General features: G+C 70.2%; 18 protein-coding genes. 12 read left to right on the top strand and 6 right to left on the bottom strand.

Features of this window, described 5'->3' with window-relative positions; translation table 11 throughout:
• Positions 1-54: 54 nt before the first annotated feature.
• Positions 55-1,506, top strand: a complete 1,452-nt coding sequence (locus JTJ31_RS05865) for a M81 family metallopeptidase (protein WP_207537676.1) — start codon at positions 55-57, stop codon at positions 1,504-1,506.
• A 134-nt stretch (positions 1,507-1,640) separates the two neighbouring features.
• Here the strand turns inward: JTJ31_RS05865 and JTJ31_RS05860 are convergent, their stop codons facing one another.
• The 5 genes from JTJ31_RS05860 to JTJ31_RS05840 are packed head-to-tail and all read right to left on the bottom strand — an operon-like array spanning position 1,641 to position 5,952.
• Positions 1,641-1,940, bottom strand: a complete 300-nt coding sequence (locus JTJ31_RS05860; RefSeq protein ID WP_207537675.1) for a hypothetical protein — start codon at positions 1,938-1,940, stop codon at positions 1,641-1,643.
• Positions 1,941-1,979: 39 nt separating this feature from the next.
• Complete coding sequence (locus JTJ31_RS05855; RefSeq protein WP_207537674.1) at positions 1,980-2,948, bottom strand: Bug family tripartite tricarboxylate transporter substrate binding protein; 969 nt, start codon at positions 2,946-2,948, stop codon at positions 1,980-1,982.
• 52 nt (positions 2,949-3,000) lie between these two features.
• Entirely contained in the window at positions 3,001-3,990 is a 990-nt protein-coding gene (locus JTJ31_RS05850) for a Bug family tripartite tricarboxylate transporter substrate binding protein (RefSeq protein WP_207537673.1), read from the bottom strand.
• Positions 3,987-4,985, bottom strand: coding sequence for a Bug family tripartite tricarboxylate transporter substrate binding protein (locus tag JTJ31_RS05845; RefSeq protein WP_207537672.1), 999 nt, complete (start codon positions 4,983-4,985; stop codon positions 3,987-3,989). The genes JTJ31_RS05850 and JTJ31_RS05845 overlap by 4 nt, the downstream gene beginning before the upstream one ends.
• Before the next feature lie 7 nt (positions 4,986-4,992).
• Entirely contained in the window at positions 4,993-5,952 is a 960-nt protein-coding gene (locus JTJ31_RS05840) for a Bug family tripartite tricarboxylate transporter substrate binding protein (protein ID WP_207537671.1), read from the bottom strand.
• A gap of 115 nt (positions 5,953-6,067) precedes the next feature.
• Here JTJ31_RS05840 and JTJ31_RS05835 point away from each other — a divergent pair, with 115 nt between their 5' ends.
• From JTJ31_RS05835 to JTJ31_RS05810, 6 genes are all read left to right on the top strand, one after another.
• Positions 6,068-7,825, top strand: a complete 1,758-nt coding sequence (locus JTJ31_RS05835; RefSeq protein WP_207537670.1) for a glucan ABC transporter ATP-binding protein/ permease — start codon at positions 6,068-6,070, stop codon at positions 7,823-7,825.
• Positions 7,826-7,945: 120 nt separating this feature from the next.
• Complete coding sequence (locus tag JTJ31_RS05830; RefSeq protein ID WP_207537669.1) at positions 7,946-8,383, top strand: CBS domain-containing protein; 438 nt, start codon at positions 7,946-7,948, stop codon at positions 8,381-8,383.
• 248 nt (positions 8,384-8,631) lie between these two features.
• The gene (locus JTJ31_RS05825) at positions 8,632-9,612 is read left to right on the top strand and encodes a TRAP transporter substrate-binding protein (RefSeq protein ID WP_236019901.1); all 981 of its coding nucleotides are present in this window, start codon (positions 8,632-8,634) and stop codon (positions 9,610-9,612) included.
• A 3-nt stretch (positions 9,613-9,615) separates the two neighbouring features.
• Positions 9,616-10,149, top strand: coding sequence for a TRAP transporter small permease (locus JTJ31_RS05820; RefSeq protein ID WP_207537667.1), 534 nt, complete (start codon positions 9,616-9,618; stop codon positions 10,147-10,149).
• 3 nt (positions 10,150-10,152) lie between these two features.
• Complete coding sequence (locus JTJ31_RS05815) at positions 10,153-11,454, top strand: TRAP transporter large permease (protein WP_207537666.1); 1,302 nt, start codon at positions 10,153-10,155, stop codon at positions 11,452-11,454.
• Positions 11,455-11,726: 272 nt separating this feature from the next.
• Positions 11,727-12,101, top strand: coding sequence for a hypothetical protein (locus JTJ31_RS05810; protein ID WP_207537665.1), 375 nt, complete (start codon positions 11,727-11,729; stop codon positions 12,099-12,101).
• Between the two features lie 231 nt (positions 12,102-12,332).
• Here JTJ31_RS05810 and JTJ31_RS05805 read toward each other — a convergent pair whose 3' ends face one another.
• Positions 12,333-12,590, bottom strand: a complete 258-nt coding sequence (locus JTJ31_RS05805) for a hypothetical protein (protein ID WP_207537664.1) — start codon at positions 12,588-12,590, stop codon at positions 12,333-12,335.
• Positions 12,591-12,730: 140 nt separating this feature from the next.
• Here JTJ31_RS05805 and JTJ31_RS05800 point away from each other — a divergent pair, with 140 nt between their 5' ends.
• From JTJ31_RS05800 to JTJ31_RS05780, 5 genes are all read left to right on the top strand, one after another.
• Positions 12,731-13,663, top strand: coding sequence for an ArsR/SmtB family transcription factor (locus JTJ31_RS05800; protein ID WP_207537663.1), 933 nt, complete (start codon positions 12,731-12,733; stop codon positions 13,661-13,663).
• Between the two features lie 14 nt (positions 13,664-13,677).
• Positions 13,678-17,172, top strand: a complete 3,495-nt coding sequence (gene metH / locus JTJ31_RS05795; protein ID WP_207537662.1) for a methionine synthase — start codon at positions 13,678-13,680, stop codon at positions 17,170-17,172.
• A gap of 134 nt (positions 17,173-17,306) precedes the next feature.
• On the top strand, positions 17,307-18,194 hold the full coding sequence (locus JTJ31_RS05790) for a cation diffusion facilitator family transporter (protein WP_207537661.1): 888 nt from the start codon (positions 17,307-17,309) through the stop codon (positions 18,192-18,194).
• Positions 18,191-19,186 (top strand): energy transducer TonB, encoded by a 996-nt coding sequence (locus tag JTJ31_RS05785; protein WP_207537660.1) that lies wholly within the window; start codon positions 18,191-18,193, stop codon positions 19,184-19,186. Before JTJ31_RS05790 ends, JTJ31_RS05785 begins: the two co-directional genes overlap by 4 nt.
• 13 nt (positions 19,187-19,199) lie before the next feature.
• Positions 19,200-19,760, top strand: a complete 561-nt coding sequence (locus JTJ31_RS05780) for a cob(I)yrinic acid a,c-diamide adenosyltransferase (RefSeq protein WP_207537659.1) — start codon at positions 19,200-19,202, stop codon at positions 19,758-19,760.
• Positions 19,761-19,792 lie beyond the last annotated feature (32 nt).

Here is a 19,792-nt window from a genome sequence, read left to right as displayed (position 1 = left end):
CCGGGGCGCGGGCGGACCCTTCCACCCCCGCAAGCCCCGGCCTAAACCCTTCTCATGCCCAGGATTGCCGTCGCCCGCCTCTGGTTTGAGGGCAACAGCTTTGCCCCCGCGCCCACGCCGCTCTCGGCCTTCCAGGGACGCGAGTGGGTCGGGGGCGAGTCCGCGCTGGCGCGCTATGCCGGCACCGCCACGGAACTCGGCGCGGTGGCCGCCTGGCGCGACTCGCATCCGGACTGGGACATCACCGTGCTGCGCTGCGCCGCCGCCCAGCCCGGCGGCCCGATGGCTGATGACGCCTTCGCCCTGTGGCTCGGCGAGGTGGAAGCGGGGCTCGCGCAGGGCGGGTTCGACGGGTGCTACCTATCGCTGCACGGCGCCTGCGTCACCGAATCCGACCCCGAGGCCGACCTGACGATCATCCGCCGCGCCCGCCTCGCCCTGGGGCCGGAGGCGCGGCTCGTCGCCTCCTTCGACTTCCACGGCAACATGTCGCCACGCATCGCCGCGCTACTGGACGGCGCCAGCGTCTATCGCACCTATCCCCACACCGACATGGACGCCGCTGCGAATCGCGCGCTGCGCCTGCTCGCGCGCGGCCTTGCCGGGGAAAGGCTGCATGGCTGCATCGTGAAGCACGGGCGCATGCTCCATTCCTTCCACATGCGCCACGAATCCGGCCCCATGGCCGAGGTGTGGCGCGAGGCGGCGGCGCTGGAGAACGGCACGGTGCTGGACGCCGCGCCCTTTGGCGGCTTCGCCTGGGGCGACTCGCCGCATGCTGGCCCCTCCGGCATGGCCTGGGGCACGGAGGAGGCGGCGGTGCGCGCGGCGGCGCGGGCGGTGCGCGACGCCATCGCCGCACGGGAATCCCGCTTTGCCGTTTCCCTGCCCACGCCCGAGGCGGCGCTGGACACGGCCCTGGCCGCGCCCCCCGGCCTCGCCGCCCTGCTGGACCCGGCGGACAACCCACTTTCCGGCGGCGCCGCCGACACGCCCGGCCTGCTGCGCCTGCTGGTGGAACGGCGCGAATCCCTGCCCGAGACGGTCTTCGCCTTCCTGCACGACCCCGACGCCGTGGCCGAGGCGGCAGCAGCGGGGGAGGGGGGGCGGTTCCGGCGCGACCTCGCCGCCCGTCTCACCGCCGATTTCGGCCCGCCCGTCCCCTTTGATGGCGTGGTGGAGCGCCTGACCCATGGTCGCTTCCTCAACACCGGCCCGATGGAGCACGGCGCGCCAGTCGATCTCGGCCCAACGGCGCTGCTGCGCGCGGGGCGGCTCCGTGTCGTGCTGACCTCGCGCAAGGAAGCGGCGGTGGACCCGCAATTCTTCGCCCTGCACGGCATCGCGCTGGAGGAGGTGCGGCTCCTCGCCAACAAGGCAAAGAACCATTTCCGCGCGGCCTTTGCCGGGCGCTGCGCCGCCATCGTGGAGTGCGACACGCCCGGCCCGGCCGCGCTCGACCTCGCGGCACTGCCCTTCCGCCACGTTCCGGCGGAGTGGCGCTAGGCGCTGCCCAAGGCCGCTATCGGGCGGCAAGGCCGCCGGCGCCGCCAGACTGCTCGTCTAACACGCGCACGCGTGGCGCGGCGAAAGCCAAGCGGCCGGAGGCCGCGCCCGGCGCTTGAGGGCACAAACGAAAACTAACCCCTATTGATCTCGAGCCGCCGCGCAACGCGCTTCAGCGCCGCGGCCAGGATCTGCTTCTTCATCGCCGCGTGGTCCTCGCTCGGCTCGCCGCGCGCCTCGCTCTTGCCGCGCTTCTCCCGGCGCGCGTCACGCACCGTGAAGCGCAGCCGGTCATGCTCCTCGCGCAGGCGCTTCTCCAGAAGCACCACCTCGTCAGGGGGCAGCGACGCCAGCGCGGGATAGTGGCTCGGCGCCACCAGGGCGCGCTGCGCCTCGCTCAGCAGCTTGGTCTCGGTGGCCCGGGTGATGGCCATCGGGGGTCTTCCTTCCTGTGTCGGTCGGCCGTGCGGCTTCTATTCCAGCCGGACGTTGGCGCGACGCACCACCTCGCGCCACTTCTCGTTCTCGGCGGCGATGTAGCGATCGAAGCCCGGCCCATCGAGGTAGGAGGGCTCGGCGCCGATCTCGCGGAAGCGGGACTGCACCGCCGGATCGGCGCAGATCTCGCGCAGCGCCGCGCTCAGCCGGTCCACCGCCGGGCGCGGGGTGCGCGCCGGGGCCTGCATGCCGAACCACGCCACTGCCTCGAAATCCGGCACGCCGGACTGGCCCACCGTCGGCGTCTCCGGCACGGCGAACCAGCGCTCGCGGCTCGTTACCGCCAGGATGCGCAGCCGCCCCTCGCGGATATGCGGGATATAGGCCGGCAGATTGTCCACCGCGATCTCGATCCGCCCGCCCAGCAGGTCGGGGATCAACGCGCCGGTGCCGCGATACGGCACGTGACCGATATCCACCCCGGTGCGGAACTTCAGGAACTCGCCGCACATGTGGCCGGAGGTGCCGTTGCCCGGCGTGCCGTAATTCAGCTTGCCCGGCTCGCGCTTCGCCAGCTCCAGCAACTCGGGCAGCGTGTTGGCGCGCACGGAGGGGTTCACCACCACCGCGTTGGTGACGTTGTTGATCAGACCGATGGAGGCGAGGTCGGTCTGCGGGTTCCAGGGCAGGCGCGGATACAGGAACTGGTTGATGCTGGCCGTACCGATCGTCGCCAGCAGCAGCGTGTGCCCGTCCGGATCCGCCTTGGCGACCATGTCGGTGCCGAGGTTGCCACCCGCGCCGGGCCGGTTGTCCACCACCACGGTCTGGCCCAACAGCGCACCCAGGCGCTCGGCGACGATGCGCGCCGTGACGTCGGTCGCGCCGCCCGCGGTGAAGGGCACGATGAGGCGGACGGAGCGGTTGGGCGCCCAGCCCTGTGCCGAGGCGGCAGCAGGCAGCAGCAGCGCGGGGAGGGCAAGGGCGGAACGGCGGGACAGCATGACGGGACCTCCGGCTTATTGCCGGCGCCTATAGCCCGCCCCGCCCCGCCGGTCACTCCGCGCGGATGCCGGCCTTGCCGATCACCTCGCCCCATTTCCGGATCTCCGCCGCCGTGAAGGCGGCGAAGGCGGCCGGGGTGGTGCCGCCCTCCGGGGTCAGGTCGGGCCCTTCGGCGCCGAACTCGGCCAGCCGGGCGCGGAAGCCGGGGTCGCGGGTGATCTCGTCCAGCTCCGCCCCGATTCGGGCGATGGCGGCTTGCGGGTTGCGCGCCCCTGCCTGCACGCCGAACCAGGCCGTTGCCTCGAAGCCGGGCAGGGTTTCCGCCACCACCGGCACCTCAGGCAGGACCGTCGAGCGGCGGGCGCCGGTCATCGCGATGCCGGTGATCCGGTTCTCGCGGATGAAGGCGAGGGCGGAGGGGATGTTGTCCATCCCGCAATCCAGCCGCCCCGCCATCAGCTCGGTCAGCATGGGGCCGGAGCCGCGGAAGGGGATATGGGTGAACCGCAGCCCCGTCATCTGTGCCAGGAGTTCCATGCACACATGCGGGGAGGAGCCGAACCCCGCCGTGCCGTAGGAAATCTCCCGACCCCGCGCCGCCTGGAGGAAGCCCGCCATGTCGCGCGCGGGGAAGCCGCTGGAGACCATCAGCACGTTGGGCATGCGGGTGACGAGGCCGACCGCCGCCACCTCCTCGGGCCGCCAGGGCATGCGCGCGCCATGGACGGCGAAGTTCATCGCCCCCGTGCCGATGGTGGTGAAGAACAGCGTGTGCCCGTCCGGCTCGGCGCGCATCGCCGCCTCGCCGCCCAGATTGCCGCCTGCGCCCGGGCGGTTCTCCACCACCACGGGCTGGCCCAGCCGCGCCGCCAGCCTTTCCGCCACCATGCGGCCGACCAGATCCGTCGTGCCGCCCGGCGGGAAGGGAATGATGAGGCGCATCGGGCGCGACGGCGCCCAGGCCTCCCGGGATTGCTGCGCCTGCGCCAGGCCCGGAAGGGCCAGCGCGGGCAGGGCGGCCAGGGCGCGGCGGAGAATCATCCCTCGACCGTGGCGCCGGAGCGCCGCACCACGTCGGACCACTTCGCCACCTCGTTGCGGATGAAGGTGTCGAAGGTCTCGGGGGTGGAGCCGCCGCCGGGGGCGAGGTCGGCGCGCATCCCGCCCAGCTCCTCGAAGCGGCGCCACACGGCGGGGTCGGCCAGAACCGCCTCGCATTCGCGGTTGATGCGCAGGATGGCCTCGCGCGGCATCCGTGCCGGGCCGACCAGCCCGAACCACGCCGTCGCCTCGACGGAAGGCAGCCCCGCCTCCTCCGTGGTCGGCACCTCCGGCATGGCGGGGGAGCGCGTCTTGGTGGTGACGGCGAGCGGCCGCAGCCGTCCCTCGCGCAGGTGGTTCACGACGGAGGGCAGATTGTCCACGCCGACCTGGATGCGCCCGGCGATCATCTCCTGCAGCATCGGTCCCGCGCCGCGGAAGGGCACGTGCAGCAGGTCGATGCCGGTGGCAAGCTTCAGCAGCTCCCCGGTCATGTGTAGCGAGGTGCCGACGCCCGAGGAGCCGATATTCATCCGCCCCGGGTTGCGCTTCGCCAGCTCCACCAGTTCGCCCAGCGTGTTCGCCTGCACACCCGGATGGACGAAGATCGCGTTGGGCACGCGCGTCACCAGCGAGATGCCGACGAGATCCTCCGGCTTGTAAGGCATGCGCTGCCCATAGAGCTGGTAGTTGATCGCGCCGGAGGAGATGGTCTGCATCAGGATGGTGTGGCCATCCGGATCGGCCTTCGCCACCAGGTCGGCGCCGAGGTTGCCGCCGGCGCCGGGCCGGTTCTCCACGATCACCTGCTGGCCCAGGCGCTGCGACAGCGGCTCGGTGATGATGCGCGCGGCGATGTCGGTGGTGCCTGCCGGGGTGAAGCCGACCACGAGGCGGACCGGCCGGTTGGGCGACCACTGGCCCTGGGCGCTCGCAATTCCCGGCGCCGCGAGGGCGGCAGCGGCGAGCAGGCTGTGGCGTCGGGTCAGGCGCATGCTTGTTTCACTCCACGGAAATGCCGGCGCCGGTGATCACCGGACGCCAGGCGGCGGCCTCGTCCTGGACGAAGCGGGAAAAATCGGCGGGGCTGCCGCCCATGGGCTCCACCCCAAGCTCGGCGAGGCGGGCCCGCACCGCGGGTTCGGCCAGCATGGCCTGCGCCGCCTCGTTCAGCCGCTCCACCACGGGGGCGGGGGTGGCGCGCGGCACCTGCAGCCCGAACCACACCGTCGCGGCGAAGCCGGACAGGTTCGCCGCCTCCGCCACGGTGGGGATGTCGGGAAGGGCAGGGTTGCGGCGCGGCCCGGTCACGGCGAGGGCGCGCAGCGTCCCGTCCCGGATCATGCCGATGGCGGTGGGCAGGTTGCCGAAGGCGATGTCGATCCGCCCGGCCAGGAGTTCCGTCAGCATCTGCCCGCCGCCGCGATAGGGCACGTGCAGCAGGTCGATCCCGGCCCGGTGCTTCAGCATCTCGCCGGTCAGGTGCAGGGACGAGCCGGCGCCGGAGGAACCGAAGGACAGCGCGCCCGGCTTCTCCCGCGCCGCCGCGATGAAGCCCGCGAGGTCGGGGAAGGGCGCGCGCGGCGCCACCGTCGCGACATTGGGCAGGGCGAAGAGCGCCGCCACCTCGGCGAGGTCCTCGGTGCGGTAGGGCAGGTGGCGATAGACCAGCGGGTTGGTGGCGGCGGTGCCGATGGAGGCCAGGAACAGGGTGGAGCCATCCGCGTCGCCGCGCGCCGCCTCGGCGGCAGCCACGCCACCCGCGGCCCCGGCGCGGTTCTCGACCACCACCGGGTGTCCCAGCCGCGCCGCCAGGCGATCGGTCGTCAGTCGTGCCAGCAGATCCGTGGTGCCCCCGGCGGGAAAAGGCACGATCAGCCGTGCCGGCCGGCCGCCCTGCGCAAAGGCGGGGGCAGCGCACAGCCATGGCAGAGCGAGCGCCGTGCGGCGGCCCACTTCCATCGGACGTCTCCCTGGTACGTATTCGTTGCCAACAAAGCTGGCCCAGTGGCGTTTGCCGTGCAAGGCCCATGGCGTTACCACGCGCAGAGGGTGTCCTGACGACCCGGGTGAGGCGATGGAATTCTTCCGGCTGTACTGGCGTGTCCTGGCCCAGTTGAAGGGCGACCGCTGGGTGGCGATGGGGCTGTCAGCCTCCGCCATCGCATTGGCGGGTCTGCAGTTCCTCGAACCGGTGCTGTTCGGCCGTGTCGTGGACCTGCTGAGCCGTGCCGACCGAATCCCGGAGGAGGTGGTCTGGACCGAGTCCTTCGTCCTCCTGGGTGTGTGGGGCGCGGTCGGCATCTCGGGCATCGTCGCCAACGTGGCGGTGGCGCTGCTGTCCGACCGGATGGCGCACCGCAACCGGCTCTCGATGATGAGCCGCTACTTCCAGCACGTCCTGGCCCTGCCGCTGGAATTCCACGGCGACGTGCAGTCCGGGCGGCTGATGAAGGTGATGCTGCGCGGCACGGACAACCTCTTCGGCATCTGGCTGTCCTTTTTCCGCGAGCACCTGACGACGCTCGTCTCGATGATGGTGCTGCTGCCGCTCACCCTCACCCTCAACTGGCGGCTCGGCCTGATGCTGATCGGCCTCGTCATCGTCTTCACGATCCTCACCACCCTCGTCATCCGCAAGACGCAGCGCGCCCAGGAGGCGGTGGAGGGGCTGCATTCGGAGCTGGCCGGCAACGTCCAGGACGCGCTGACCAACGTGGTGGTGGTTCAATCCTTCACCCGCCTCTCCTCCGAGGCGAAGATGTTCGGCGACATCATGCGCCGCGTGCTGGACCAGCAATTCCCGGTGCTGAACTGGTGGGCGCTGGTGAACGTGATGACGCGCGCCGCCTCCACCGTCACCGTCATCATGATCTTCATGGTGGGGACGTGGCTGAACCTGAACGGCCTTGCCACGGTGGGCGAGATCGTCTCCTTCATGGGCTTCGCCACGCTGCTGATCGGCCGGCTTGAAGGGGCGGTGGCCTTCGTCTCGCACATGATGTTCCAGGCCCCTTCCATCGGCGAGTTCTTCCAGGTGCTCGACACCGTCTCCACCGTGCCGGAGCGGCCCGACGCGCAGGACATGGGCCGCGCCGAGGGCTGGGTGGAATTCGACCAGGTCGGCTTCGGCTATCCCCGCTCGCAGAAGATCCTGCACGGCGTGTCCTTCCGCGCTGCGCCGGGGCAGACCTTCGCCCTGGTCGGATCCACCGGCGCGGGCAAGACCACCTCCATGCAGCTGCTCCAGCGCCTCTACGACCCGCAGGAGGGGCGGATCCTGCTGGACAACGTGGATCTGCGCGACATCTCGCTGGAATCCCTGCGCCGCAACATCGGCGTGGTGTTCCAGGAATCCATGCTGTTCAACCGTACCATCCGTGACAACCTGCTGGTGGGCCGCCCCGACGCAGTGCAGGAGGATATCGAGCGCGCCTGCCGCATGGCCGAGGCGCATGACTTCATCATTCGCCAGCCCCAGGGCTACGAGACGATGGTCGGCGAGCGCGGCGCGTCCCTCTCCGGTGGGCAGCGCCAGCGCCTCGCCATCGCCCGGGCGCTGCTGAAGGACCCGCCCGTGCTGATCCTGGACGAGGCGACGAGCGCGCTGGACGCCGCCACCGAGGCCAAGGTGCAGAAGGCGCTGAAGGCGCTGATGGCCGGGCGCACCACCTTCATCATCGCCCACCGTCTTTCCACCGTGCGCGATGCGGACGAGATCATGGTCTTCGACCAGGGCCGCATCGTCGAACGCGGCTCCTTCGCCCAGCTCGTCGGCGAAGGCGGGCGCTTCGCCGAGCTGGTGCGGACGCAGCTGACCGGCACCGCCGTCTGAACCTTCCCGCGCTTTCCCTGGTGTGCTGCACGCACAGATTGAATGCGTGGGCTTATTTCGGTTGCATGCCCACCCTGCCCGGTCGCACCATGGGCGCTACTTCATCTGATGGAGCGGCGCATGATCATCGCGAACATCCTGAAGTCCAAGGGAAGCCAAGTCATCTCGGTGCGGACCCATGACGGGGTCGCCAGCATCACCCGTACCCTGGCGCAGCACCGCATCGGCGCCGTCCTGGTGGTCGAGCGGGATGGCGGCGTCCTGGGCATCGTATCCGAGCGCGACATCGTCCGCGCCCTTGCCAGTTTGGGCGAGGGGGTGACGCGCATGACGGCGGGGCAGCTCATGACCCGCGTGCTCTTCACGGTCTCGCCGCGCTCCACTGTCACGGACGCGCTGCAACTCATGACCGACCGGCGCATCCGGCACCTGCCGGTGCTGGAGGAGAATGGCTCCCTGTGCGGACTCATCTCCATCGGCGACCTCGTGAAGGCCCGCATCGCCGAGGCGGAATACGAGGCCGAGGAGCTGAAGCACTTCGTCACCCATATCGGGTGACGATGCGGTCGGGCCGGGGCCAGCACGCCCCGCCCGCCCGAATCTCACGTTGACACTTCGTGAACGACCCCTCAGCGTTTCCGCCGGGGACGCGAGAAGGGGAGCGTGCATGGTCCTGCCGCCGCGCTGGGCAGCGAAGGCCCGCCGCATGGGCAGGCTTGGCGCGGGATTGCGCCTGCCGCGCCGCAAGACCCCTTGATGCCCGCCCCCGAGCCGCCGACCATCCCCCACTGATGGAGACAAGTCCGATGCTGAATCGCCGCTCCCTGCTGGGCGCCTCCGCGCTCCTGCCGATTTCCGCCGGGGCCTTCGCCCAGGCGCGCTGGCAGATGGCCACTCCCTATCCGGACGGGAACTTCCATACGCGCAACGTGCGCACCTTCCTGGAGGACGTGCAGCAGGGGACGGGCGGCCGCGTGCAGGTCCAGCTGCACAGCAACGCCTCGCTCCTGCCCATGCCGCAGATCAAGGCCGGCACGCAGCGCGGCCAGGTCCAGCTCGGCGAGATCCTGCTCAGCGCCTATGGCAATGAGGACCCGTTCTTCGAGGTGGACGGCATCCCGCAGCTCGTCACCACCTTCGCCGAGGCGCGACGGCTGATGGATGCGGCGCGGCCCTTCATCGAGGCGCGGTTCCAGCGCCAGGGCCTGTCGCTGCTCTACATGGTGCCGTGGCCGCCCTCGGGCTTCTACACCAACTTCCCGGTCGAATCGCTGGAGAACCTGCGCGGCACGCGCATGCGCACCTTCAACGTGATGACCAACCGCTTCGCCACGCTGATCGGCGCCACGCCGACGCTGGTGCAGGCGGCTGAGATCCCGCAGGCCTTCGCCACCGGGGTGGTGAATTCCATGGTCACCTCCGCCGCCACGGGCGTGGACACCTCCGCCTGGGATTATGCGCGTCACTTCACCCCGGTCGGCTTCACCTTCACCCGCAACGCGGTCTTCGTGAATCGCCGCGCGCTGGAAGGGCTCTCCGCGGCCGACCAGCAGGCGCTGCGCGCCGCCGCCGCCACCGCCGAGACGCGCGGCTGGCAGATGGCCGAGCAGGCCAAGGACCAAGCCGAGGCAACCCTCGCCCAGCGCGGCGTCACCGTCACCCCCGCGAATGCCTCCGTCATGGAGGCCATGAAGCGCGTGAGCGACGAGATGGTGCGCGAATGGCTGACTCGCGCGGGCGAGGACGGGCAGCGCGTCATCCAGGCCTACCGCTCGGTCCGGAGCTGACGCGTGCTGCGGCGCTCGCTCGACATTCTCTACCGGGCGAGCGCCGTGCTCGCGGCCCTGTCCCTTCTCGCCATCTTCCTGTCGATGATGGCGCAGGTGGTGCTGCGCGGGATGGGGCGCCAATTCCCCGGCGCGGACGACTTCGTCGCCTATCTCTGCGTCGCCACCACCTTCTTCGCCCTGGCCCACACCTTCAAGCGGGGCGAGCTGATCCGCGTCGGCCTCGTCATCGAACGCTTCGGCCCGGCGCGCCGCTGGTCCGAGGCGGCGGTGCTGGTGCTGGCGGCGCTGATCTGCTCCTACATCACCTTCTGGACCTTCTCCGAGGCCATGTTCTCGCGCGAGATCGAGGAGGTGGCGCAGGGCACCGTTCCCTTCCTGCTCTGGATCCCCAAGATGGCCATCCCGCTCGGCGCCGGCATCCTGCTCATCGCCGTGCTGGACGAACTCGTGACCGTGCTGCTGGGACAGAAGCCCAGCTATGTCGCCGCGGCCGAGGAACGCGCCGCGCGCGGCGACTTCTCGGCGGAGGTCTGAGCCATGGGAATGCTCGAGATCGCGCTGCTGCTGCTGGTGCTGCTCTGCCTCCTGCTCGCCTCCGGTCTGTGGATCGCCCTGTCCCTGGCCGCGACGGGCTGGGTGGCGATGATGATCGTGCATCCCTCGCCGGGACTCTTCCTCGCCTCCGCCTTCTGGGAGAGCACCGGAAGCTGGACCCTGGCCGCCCTCCCCATGTTCATCTGGATGGGCGAGATCCTGTTTCGTACCCGGCTGTCGGAGGAGCTGTTCAACGGCCTCGCCCCCTGGGTGCGGCGGCTGCCTGGTCGCTTGCTGCACGTGAACGTGCTGGCCTGCGGCATCTTCGGCAGCGTCTCCGGCTCATCGGCCGCCACCTGCGCCACGGTCAGCAAGATCGCCCTGCCGGAGCTCATGCGCCGCGGCTATGACGAGCGAACGGCGATTGGCTCCCTCGCCACCTCTGGCACGCTGGGCATCATGATCCCGCCCTCCATCATCATGGTGGTCTATGCCGTGGCGGCTGAGGTTTCCATCGTGCGCGTCTTCATCGCCGGGATGATCCCGGGGCTGATCGTGATGGCGCTGTTCTCGCTCTACATCGTGGTCTGGGCGCTGCTGAACCCGTCGAAGCAGCCCCCGCCGGAGCCGCGGCTGTCCCTCGCGCAGAAGCTGCGTCAATCCACCCAGCTCATCCCCTGCGGGCTGCTCATCCTCGGCGTCATCGGCTCCATGCTCGTGGGCTGGGCCACGGCGACGGAGGCGGCGGCCTTCGGCGTGCTCGGCGCGCTCATCCTCGCGGCGCTGACCGGCTCCCTCTCCTGGCGCTCCTTCCTCGACAGCCTCGCGGGCGCGACGCGCCTGTCCTGCATGATCATGTTCATCCTGGCCGGCGCCGCCTTCCTCACCAAGGCGATGGCGCTGACCGGCATCCCGGCGGCGCTGGCGACGGCGGTGGCCGATGCCGGGCTCGGCCCCTATGCCATCATCGCCATCCTCACCGTGGTCTACCTGATCCTTGGCACGGCGCTGGACGGCGTCTCCATGATCGTGCTGACCACCAGCGTCGTGGTGCCGATGGTGCAGCATGCCGGCTTCGACCTCGTCTGGTTCGGCATCTTCATCGTGCTGCTGGTGGAACTGGCCGAGATCTCGCCGCCGCTCGGCTTCAACCTCTTCGTCATGCAGACCATGACCGGCAAGGAGCAGACGGAGATCGCCTGGGCCTCGCTGCCCTTCTTCGCGATGCTGGTGCTGACCGTGGCGCTGCTGACGGTGTTCCCGGCGCTGGCCACTTGGTTGCCGGACGCGCTGCTGAGCCGGTAGGCCCATTTCCCTGCATCCAACCGCGGCGTCGGTCGTCCAGTCGCCCGTGAGCCAAAGGGGCCATCCACAAGCCTCTCACCGCGCCTTGCCGCCGCGCTGGTCCGTGAGTTCACCACTGCCCAATCACCCAAACCAATCACGTGTCCGCTTTGATGAGATCCGTCCTCGGGGCTTTGCTCATGTGCTGCGCAGCCGGCACTTCAGCGGCGCAACACCCTCAAAGCCCACCAGCCGCAACGCTCCCTACCGAGCTGAGGGATGGGGAGGCAGGTGTGGCTGCGATGATCGAGCAACAGGCCAACGAGAGGTGCCAGATCGGCCTGTTGCTTCGGCACCGCACCGGCAGCACCCGAGACCACGTCCGTGCACTGATCGAGGTGATCTCGAACTCGGTCAGCGAGGTTCATATGGCGGCCTGGCGCGTCGCCGAGGAGGATCGCGCGGCTCATGCAAGCATCAACACCCTTAGGCCATGTGACCAAGGAACCCAAATCGTCATCCGCACCGTGCAATTCTGCGCCCCGCACGAACGAGGCCCCCGTTGCGAGCCGTCCATAGTGCCGTTCAGGCCTCGCAGTGCAGCTTCGGTGCAATGGCTGAGCGTCTCCTATCGAGAAGGGCCGATGTTCAATCTCCCGCGTAACTGAACCAACAAGGCTTTACGGGCGATGACATCATGCTGTGCGTCGCCCGCGAGCAAGGTGGTCACGCCATCGGAAGCCAAGCGCGGCTTTGTGCGGTTGCCCGGATGGTGGACTTGGATTTGCTGCTCAGGCGCGCCGCAGATCTCCCCGCCAGTGCGCAACAGCCTCTACCTGTAGCCTGGGGCATTCTCCGGGCCCCTGGACAATTCAGACCGCTTGAAATGCTCCTGGAGATTACGCTTCCCGGAACCGCGCCGCCGCCACTGCATCCTCGCGCAACGCCGCTCGCACCGCCTCCACCGCGCCAGGCGCGACGGCGACGGCGTCGAACCACGGGCATCTTCCGCGCACCCGGTCGCCAAACAGCCGGTCCAGGGCCACTGCCGCAGCGCTGCGCCCACCACAGCAGGCGCAGCCCGCCGCATGGCTCTCCGGCCCCACCGCAGCGGCTGCGACGGCGCCCGCCGGCGGGTCGTCCCCTACCCAGGCCATCGCCCTCCCGGGCGGTGGTGCGCCGAAGCTGACGGGAATGCGGGTATCCAAGGTCCAGGCCATCGCCCCAAGCTAGGGAAGGGTAGGGGGAGTTCCAATCCATTGCTGGACATAAGGATATGTTTATGCGATGACGGGCCATGGACGAGCTGCTTTCCCAACTCCGCGCCGCCGCCGAACCCACGCGGCTGCGCCTGCTCGCCCTTTGCGCCCGCGGCGCCTTCTGCGTGTCGGAGATGTGCCAGATCCTCGGCCAGTCTCAGCCGCGCCTGTCCCGCCACCTGAAGCTGCTGGCCGAAGCCGGGCTTCTGCAACGGATTCCCGAGGGCGCCAATGTCTATTTCCAGCTTCCGGCCGGGGCGGAGGTGGCGCGCCTAATCCTCGTCCGCCTGCCGGAGGAAGAGCCGCTCCTGCAGAGCGACCGCCGCCAGGCCGCCCGCATTGCCGCCGAGCGCGCCCGCGCCGCCAGCGAATCCTTCCAGAGCGAGGGGATGGAGTGGGACGAGATGCGCGCCCTCGGCCTGGATGCCGAGGCGCTGGAGGCGGCGATGCTGGACGCCCTGCCGCCGCGCCTGGGCACCCTGCTCGACATCGGCACCGGCACGGGGCGGCTGCTGGAACTCGCCGCACCGCGCGCCGGCCACGCGCTCGGCCTCGATGCCAGCCGCGAGATGCTGGCCCTGGCCCGCGCCCGCCTCTCCGAGCGCGGCCTTGCTGACCGCGCCACGGTCCGTCAGGCCGACATGTACCGCCTGCCCATTGCCGATGCTTCGCAGGATGCGGTCACGCTGCAGATGGTGCTGCACTATGCCGAGGACCCGGCCGCTGCCCTGGCCGAGGCGGCGCGCGTCCTGAAGCCCGGCGGCGTGCTGCTCGTGGCCGACCTTGCCGCGCATGGCCGCGCCGACCTCCTCTCCCGCTTCGCCCATCGCTGGCCCGGCTTCGACGATGCCGAACTGGCCGGCTGGTTCGGCGCTGCGCGCTGCGCCCTGTCCTCCACCCGCGACATCCCCGGCCCACTCGCCGTCCGCCTCTGGGCGGCCGAGCGCATGCCTGCCTTCAACGCCGCCTGACACACGGAACGACCATGTCCCGACCGCACCTCCTCGAAGCCCTTCGCGATCACGTCCTCCTTTGCGACGGCGGCATGGGCGCGCGCGTCCAGCAGATGACCCTGGACATCGAGAAGGACTATTGGGGCCAGGAGAACTGCACCGACATCCTCTGCCTGTCGCGCCCCGACATCGTGCGGGAGATCCACCACTCCTACTTCGAGGCGGGCGCCGACATGGTGCTCACCAACACCTTCGGCGGCTCCCCCGTCACGCTGGGTGAGTTCGGGCTGGAGGCGCGCGCCTTCGAGCTGAACAAGGTCGCGGTCGAGATCGCGCGCGAGGCCGCCGAATCCTTCGCCGATGGCCGCCACCGCTGGGTGGTGGGCGATATCGGCCCCGGCACCAAGCTGCCGAGCCTCGGCCACATCGCCTATGACGAGCTGGAGGAGGCGCTGACGGTCCAGTGCCGCGGCCTCATCGCCGGCGGTGCCGACGCGCTGCTGACCGAGACCAACCAGGACACGCTCTACATCAAGGCCGCCGTCAACGCCGCGAAGCGCGCGCGGGCGGAGGCGAAGCGCGACCTTCCCATCTTCGTGCAGGTGACGGTGGAGACGACCGGCACGCTGCTGGTCGGCCCCGACATCGCCGCCGCCGCCGCTGTGGTCCATGCGCTCGACGTGCCGCTGATCGGCCTGAACTGCGCCACCGGCCCGCAGGAAATGGCCGAGCATATCCGTTGGCTGTCGCGCAACTGGCCCGGCCTGCTCTCCGTCCAGCCCAATGCCGGGCTGCCGGAGCTGGTGGACGGCAAGACCCACTACCCGCTGGCTCCGGAGGAGATGGCCTCCTGGATGGAGCGCTTCGTAGCCGAGGACGGGTTCAACCTGATCGGCGGCTGCTGCGGCACCTCCACCCCGCACATCGCGGCGCTGGACGCCATGCTGCGCAAGCGCGCCGGCGAGGCGCGCCGCCCCGCGCCGGCGAAGCGCACGCATCTCTGGGTGCCCTCCGTCGCAAGCCTGTATTCGGCGGTGAGCCTGCGGCAGGAGAACAGCTACTTCTCCATCGGCGAGCGCTGCAACGCCAACGGCTCCAAGGCGTGGCGCGAGCGCCAGGCGGCGCATGACTGGGATGGCTGCCTCGCCATCGGGCGCGAGCAGGTGGGCGAGGGCTCCAACTCCCTCGACATCTGCACCGCCTTCGTCGGCCGCGACGAGATGGCCGAGATGAACGAGGTCATCACCCGCTTCACCGCCAGCGTGAACGCGCCGCTGGTGATCGACAGCACCGAGACGCCGGTGATCGCGGCGGCGCTGAAGCGCCATGGCGGCAAGCCCATCATCAACTCGATCAACTTCGAGGATGGCGAGGACGCGGCGCGCGACCGCATGATCCTCGCCAAGAAGTTCGGCGCCGCCGTCATCGCGCTCACCATCGACGAGGTGGGCATGGCGAAGACTGCCGAGGACAAGCTCCGCATCGCCGAGCGGCTGGTGGACTTCGCCTGCAACAAGCACGGGCTGCCGCAGAGCGACCTCTTGATCGACCCGCTGACCTTCACCATCGCCACCGGCAACGAGGATGACCGCAAGCTCGGCCTGTGGACCCTGGAAGGCATCCGCATGATCCGGGAGAAGTTCCCGGACATCCAGATCATCCTCGGCCTGTCAAACATCTCCTTTGGCCTGAACCCGGCCGCGCGCCACGTGCTGAACAGCGTCTTCCTCGACCACGCGGTGAAGGCGGGCATGACGGGCGCCATCGTCCACGTCAGCAAGATCAAGCCGCTCCACGCCATCCCGGCGGAGGAGGTCCAGGTGATGGAAGACCTGATCTTCGACCGCCGCCGCGAGGGCTACGACCCGCTCCAGAAGGTGCTGGAGATGTTCGCCGGAAGGAAGGCCGCCGACGCCGCCGCCAAGAAGAAGGCGGAGACGGTGGAAGGCCGCCTCAAGGACCGCATCGTGGATGGCGACCGCAAGGGCCTCGACGAGGAACTCGCCGACGCGCTCGCCAAGGGGCTGACGCCGCTCGAGATCATCAACGACATCCTGCTCGACGGGATGAAGGTGGTCGGCGAGCTGTTCGGCGCCGGCAAGATGCAGCTTCCCTTCGTGCTGCAATCCGCCGAGACGATGAAATCCGCCGTCGCCTACCTCGAGCCGCACATGGAGCGGGTCGAGGGGCAGGAGAAGGGCATCATCGTGCTGGGCACGGTGAAGGGCGACGTTCACGACATCGGCAAGAACCTCGTGGACATCATCCTCACCAACAACGGCTACAAGGTGGTGAATCTCGGCATCAAGGTGCCGCTTGCCGACATCGTCACCGCGGCCAAGGAGCACAAGGCGCATGCCATCGGCATGTCCGGCCTGCTCGTGAAGTCCACGGTCGTGATGCGCGAGAACCTGGAGGAGATGAGCCGTCAGGGCATCGAGATCCCGGTGCTGCTCGGCGGCGCGGCGCTGACGCGCAACTACGTGGAGGATGACTGCGTCAAGGCCTATGCCTGCGGCCGCGTTGCCTATGCGCGCGACGCCTTCGACGGTCTGCACCTGATGGACAAGGTGGTCGGCAACGGCTTCGACGACTACCTCGCCGCGCTGCAGGCCAAGCGCGGCGGCAAGGCGCGCAACGAGAAGCGCGTCCTGGGTCAGGCCGATCCGCGCGGCTTCGCCCCGGTGGACGTGAACTACGCCCAGTCGCGCCGCCGCCGGCAGACCGCCGACCTCGCCGTGCCAAAGCCGCCCTTCTGGGGCGCGCGGGTGATGGAAGCCGATCCGAAGGCGCTGGTGCCCTTCATCAACGAGCGCTCGCTGTATCAATTCCAGTGGGGCTTCCGGAAGGCCGGGCGCTCGCTGGAGGATTTCCTGGGCTGGGCGAAGCAGGAGCTCCGCCCCGTGCTGAAGCGCATGCTCACCATCGCGGAGCAGGAGAAGATCCTGAAGCCGCAGGCCATCTACGGCTACTGGAAATGCGCCGGCCAGGGCAACGACCTGATCCTGTTCGAGGAGGATGGCATCACGGAAGCCGCCCGCTTCACCCTGCCGCGCCAGCCCAAGGAGGATGGCGAGTGCATCTCCGACTTCGTGCGCGACGTGGAGGATGGCGAGCGCGACGTGATCGGCCTGCAGGTCGTCACCATGGGCCAGCGCGCCAGCGAGGTGGCGCGGCAGTGGTTCGAAGAGAACCGCTACCAGGACTACCTCTACCTGCATGGCCTCGGCGTCGAGATGGCGGAGGCGCTGGCAGAGTACGTTCACAAGCGCATCCGCGCCGAACTCGGCTTCGCGGCCGAGGATGAGCGCGACATCGAGAAGATGCTGAGCCAGGGCTATCGCGGCGGCCGCTACTCCTTCGGCTACCCCGCGTGCCCGCGCCTGGAGGACCAGGCGCCGTTGCTGAAGCTGCTAGGCGCCGAGCGCATCGGCGTGGACCTGTCCGATGAGTGGCAGCTCCATCCGGAGCAGAGCACCAGCGCCATCGTCCTGCACCATCCTCGCGCCAAGTACTTCTCTGTCTGATCGGGTTGCGCCCCCCGGCATTTCGCCGGGGGCCGCTTCCGCCAGATCATTCGCCGCATTTTCCGAGCCGTCAGGCGTTTCCGCCTGTCTTGAAAATGCTAGGAGGGGCACCCGAACCGCAGCGGGATTCCTGAGTGAGCCGAGCCGTCAACACCGCCTGGGGCAGCGTCGCCGTGGCCATCGCCGTGCTGGCGCTGAAGGCCGTGGCATGGTGGCTCACCGGCAGCGTCGCGCTCTTCGCCGATGCGCTGGAAAGCGTGGTGAACGTCGCGGCCGCCTTCGCGGCCCTGGCGGCAGTGCGCTTCGCCGCCCTGCCGGCCGACGCCAACCACCCCTATGGCCACCACAAGGCGGAATATTTCTCCGCGGTGCTGGAAGGGGCGCTGATCCTCGCGGCCGCCTTTGTCATCCTCGTGGAGGTCTGGTCGGCCTTCAGCACGCCCCGCACGCCGGAGCTGACATGGCCCGCCGTCGCCGTGGCGCTGGGCGCGACGGCGATCAACGCGGTCTGGTGCCGCCATCTGTTCCGCCGCGCCGCCGCGCTGCGCTCCCCAGCGCTGAAGGCCGATGCGCGGCATCTGCTGTCGGATGTCGTCACCTCCGCGGGCGTGCTGGCCGGAATCGGGCTGGCGACCGCGACCGGCCTGTGGTGGCTCGACCCGCTTCTGGCCGGGCTCACCGCGCTGAACATCCTGGCCAGCGGCGCGGGGCTCGTGCGGGAATCCGTGGGCGGGCTGATGGACGAGGCGGTGGCGCCCGAATCCCTCGCCCGCATCCGCAGCACCGTCGGCCAGGCCGCGGAAGGCGCCATCGAGGCGCACGACATCCGTTCCCGCCAAGCCGGCCGCTTCACCTTCATCGAGTTCCACCTCGTCGTCCCCGGCTCCATGACGGTGGCGGAGGCGCACGTGATCACCGACCGGGTGGAGGCCGCGCTGAAGGCCGAACTGGGCGAGGCCGTCATCACCATCCATGTCGAGCCCGAGGGCAAGGCCAAGCACAGCGGGGTGGTGGTCCTGTGACGCCGGAGGGGCCGCGATGGGGGAACGCTCCGCCGGGTCCGCCCCGCTTCCCCGTCGCCATCCCCGTCTCGCTGGCGCTGCATGGTGTCGTGCTGGGGGCCGCCCTGTTTCTGATCCGCCCCTCCCTCCCACCCCCCGTCGAGGAGCAGGGGGTGCAGATGGTCTGGGAGCAGGTGACGGAGGAGGGTGCCCCCGCGCCCGAGGCCGCGCCGGACGCGGTCCCGCCACCTCCAGCGCCTGAGCCGGCAACACCGCCGCCATCCCCGCCGCCCAGCCCGCCCGTCGCCGCTGCTCCGCCGCCTCCGCCACCCATGGCCAACGCGCCGCCGCCCATGGCGGCCCCACCGCCCCCGCCGCCTTCCGAGCCCGCGCCGCGCCTCGCCGAGGCGCCGCCCCCCGCCTTGCCCGAGGCGCAGACGCCGCCCGTGCCCACCGATCTCGCCCTGGCCCCGCCGCCTCCACCGCCCGAAGCCCCGGCGGAGCCCGCGCCGGAAGCGGTGCCCGAGCCGGAACCGGCCGAGGAATTGCCGCTGCCGCCTCCCCCTGCGCCGCCACCTCCGCCGCTGCCCACCCGCCCGCCACCACCGCGCCCCACCCCGGCGCAGCAGGCCCAGCCGCAACCTCAGCAGCCGCAGCAACAGGCCGGCCCGGCATCCCCTGCCGCCTCGCCGACGCCTGCCGCCACGGCCGGCGTCAACCGCGCCACCGGCGTGCTGGTGCCGGCCGGCCTCGACCCGAATTTCCGCAACCGCGACATCCCCTATCCCGACGCGGCGCGCTTCCGGAACGAGACGGGCGTCGTCGCGCTGGAACTGTCCATCGGCCCGGATGGCCGCGTCAGCGGGGTGCGCGTCGCGCAATCCTCCGGCTCGCGCATCCTGGACGAGGCGGCGCAGCGTGGCGCCCTGGCCTGGCGCTTCCGCCCGGCGACGCGCGACGGCGTGCCGATCCCGAGCCTCGCGCGCACCAGCGTGCAATTCCGGCTGCAATAGAGAGGCACCGCCCATGGTTCGGCTTGACGTCATCACCACGCGCGGCGGCGATGCCGGCGAAACCTCGCTGGGCGACGGGGAGCGGGTCCGCAAGGATGCGCTGCGCGTCGAATGCTTCGGCACGGTGGACGAGGCGAATGCCGCCATCGGCCTCCTGCGCCTGCACACGCAGGGCGAGGCGGATGCGATGCTTGCCCGCATCCAGAACGACCTCTTCGACCTTGGCGCCGATCTCTGCGTGCCGGGCACGGAGGCGGAGAAGCGGCTGCGCATGCAGGACGCGCAATCGGCGCGGCTGGAGGCAGAGATCGCCTCGCTCAACGCGCGTCTCGCGCCGCTGCGGAGCTTCGTCCTGCCCGGCGGCAGTCCTGGCGCCGCCCATGCCCATCTGGCCCGCACGGTGGTGCGGCGGGCGGAGCGTCTGGTCGTGGCCCTGGCCTCGCGCGAGGCGGTGAACCCAGCGGCGATCCGCTACCTCAACCGCCTCTCCGACCATCTCTTCGTGCTGGCGCGCCACCTGAACGAGGATGGCGCGCGCGACGTCACCTGGGTGCCGGGGGCGGGAAGGGCGTAGCCTTCCAGCCTCACGACACGGAAAGCGCCTGA

Source organism: Sabulicella rubraurantiaca (assembly GCF_017355885.1).
GTDB classification, from domain to species: domain Bacteria; phylum Pseudomonadota; class Alphaproteobacteria; order Acetobacterales; family Acetobacteraceae; genus Roseococcus; species Roseococcus rubraurantiacus.
The sequence above is the reverse complement of the archived record's forward strand: the minus strand, read 5'-3'. Positions and strand labels throughout refer to the sequence as shown.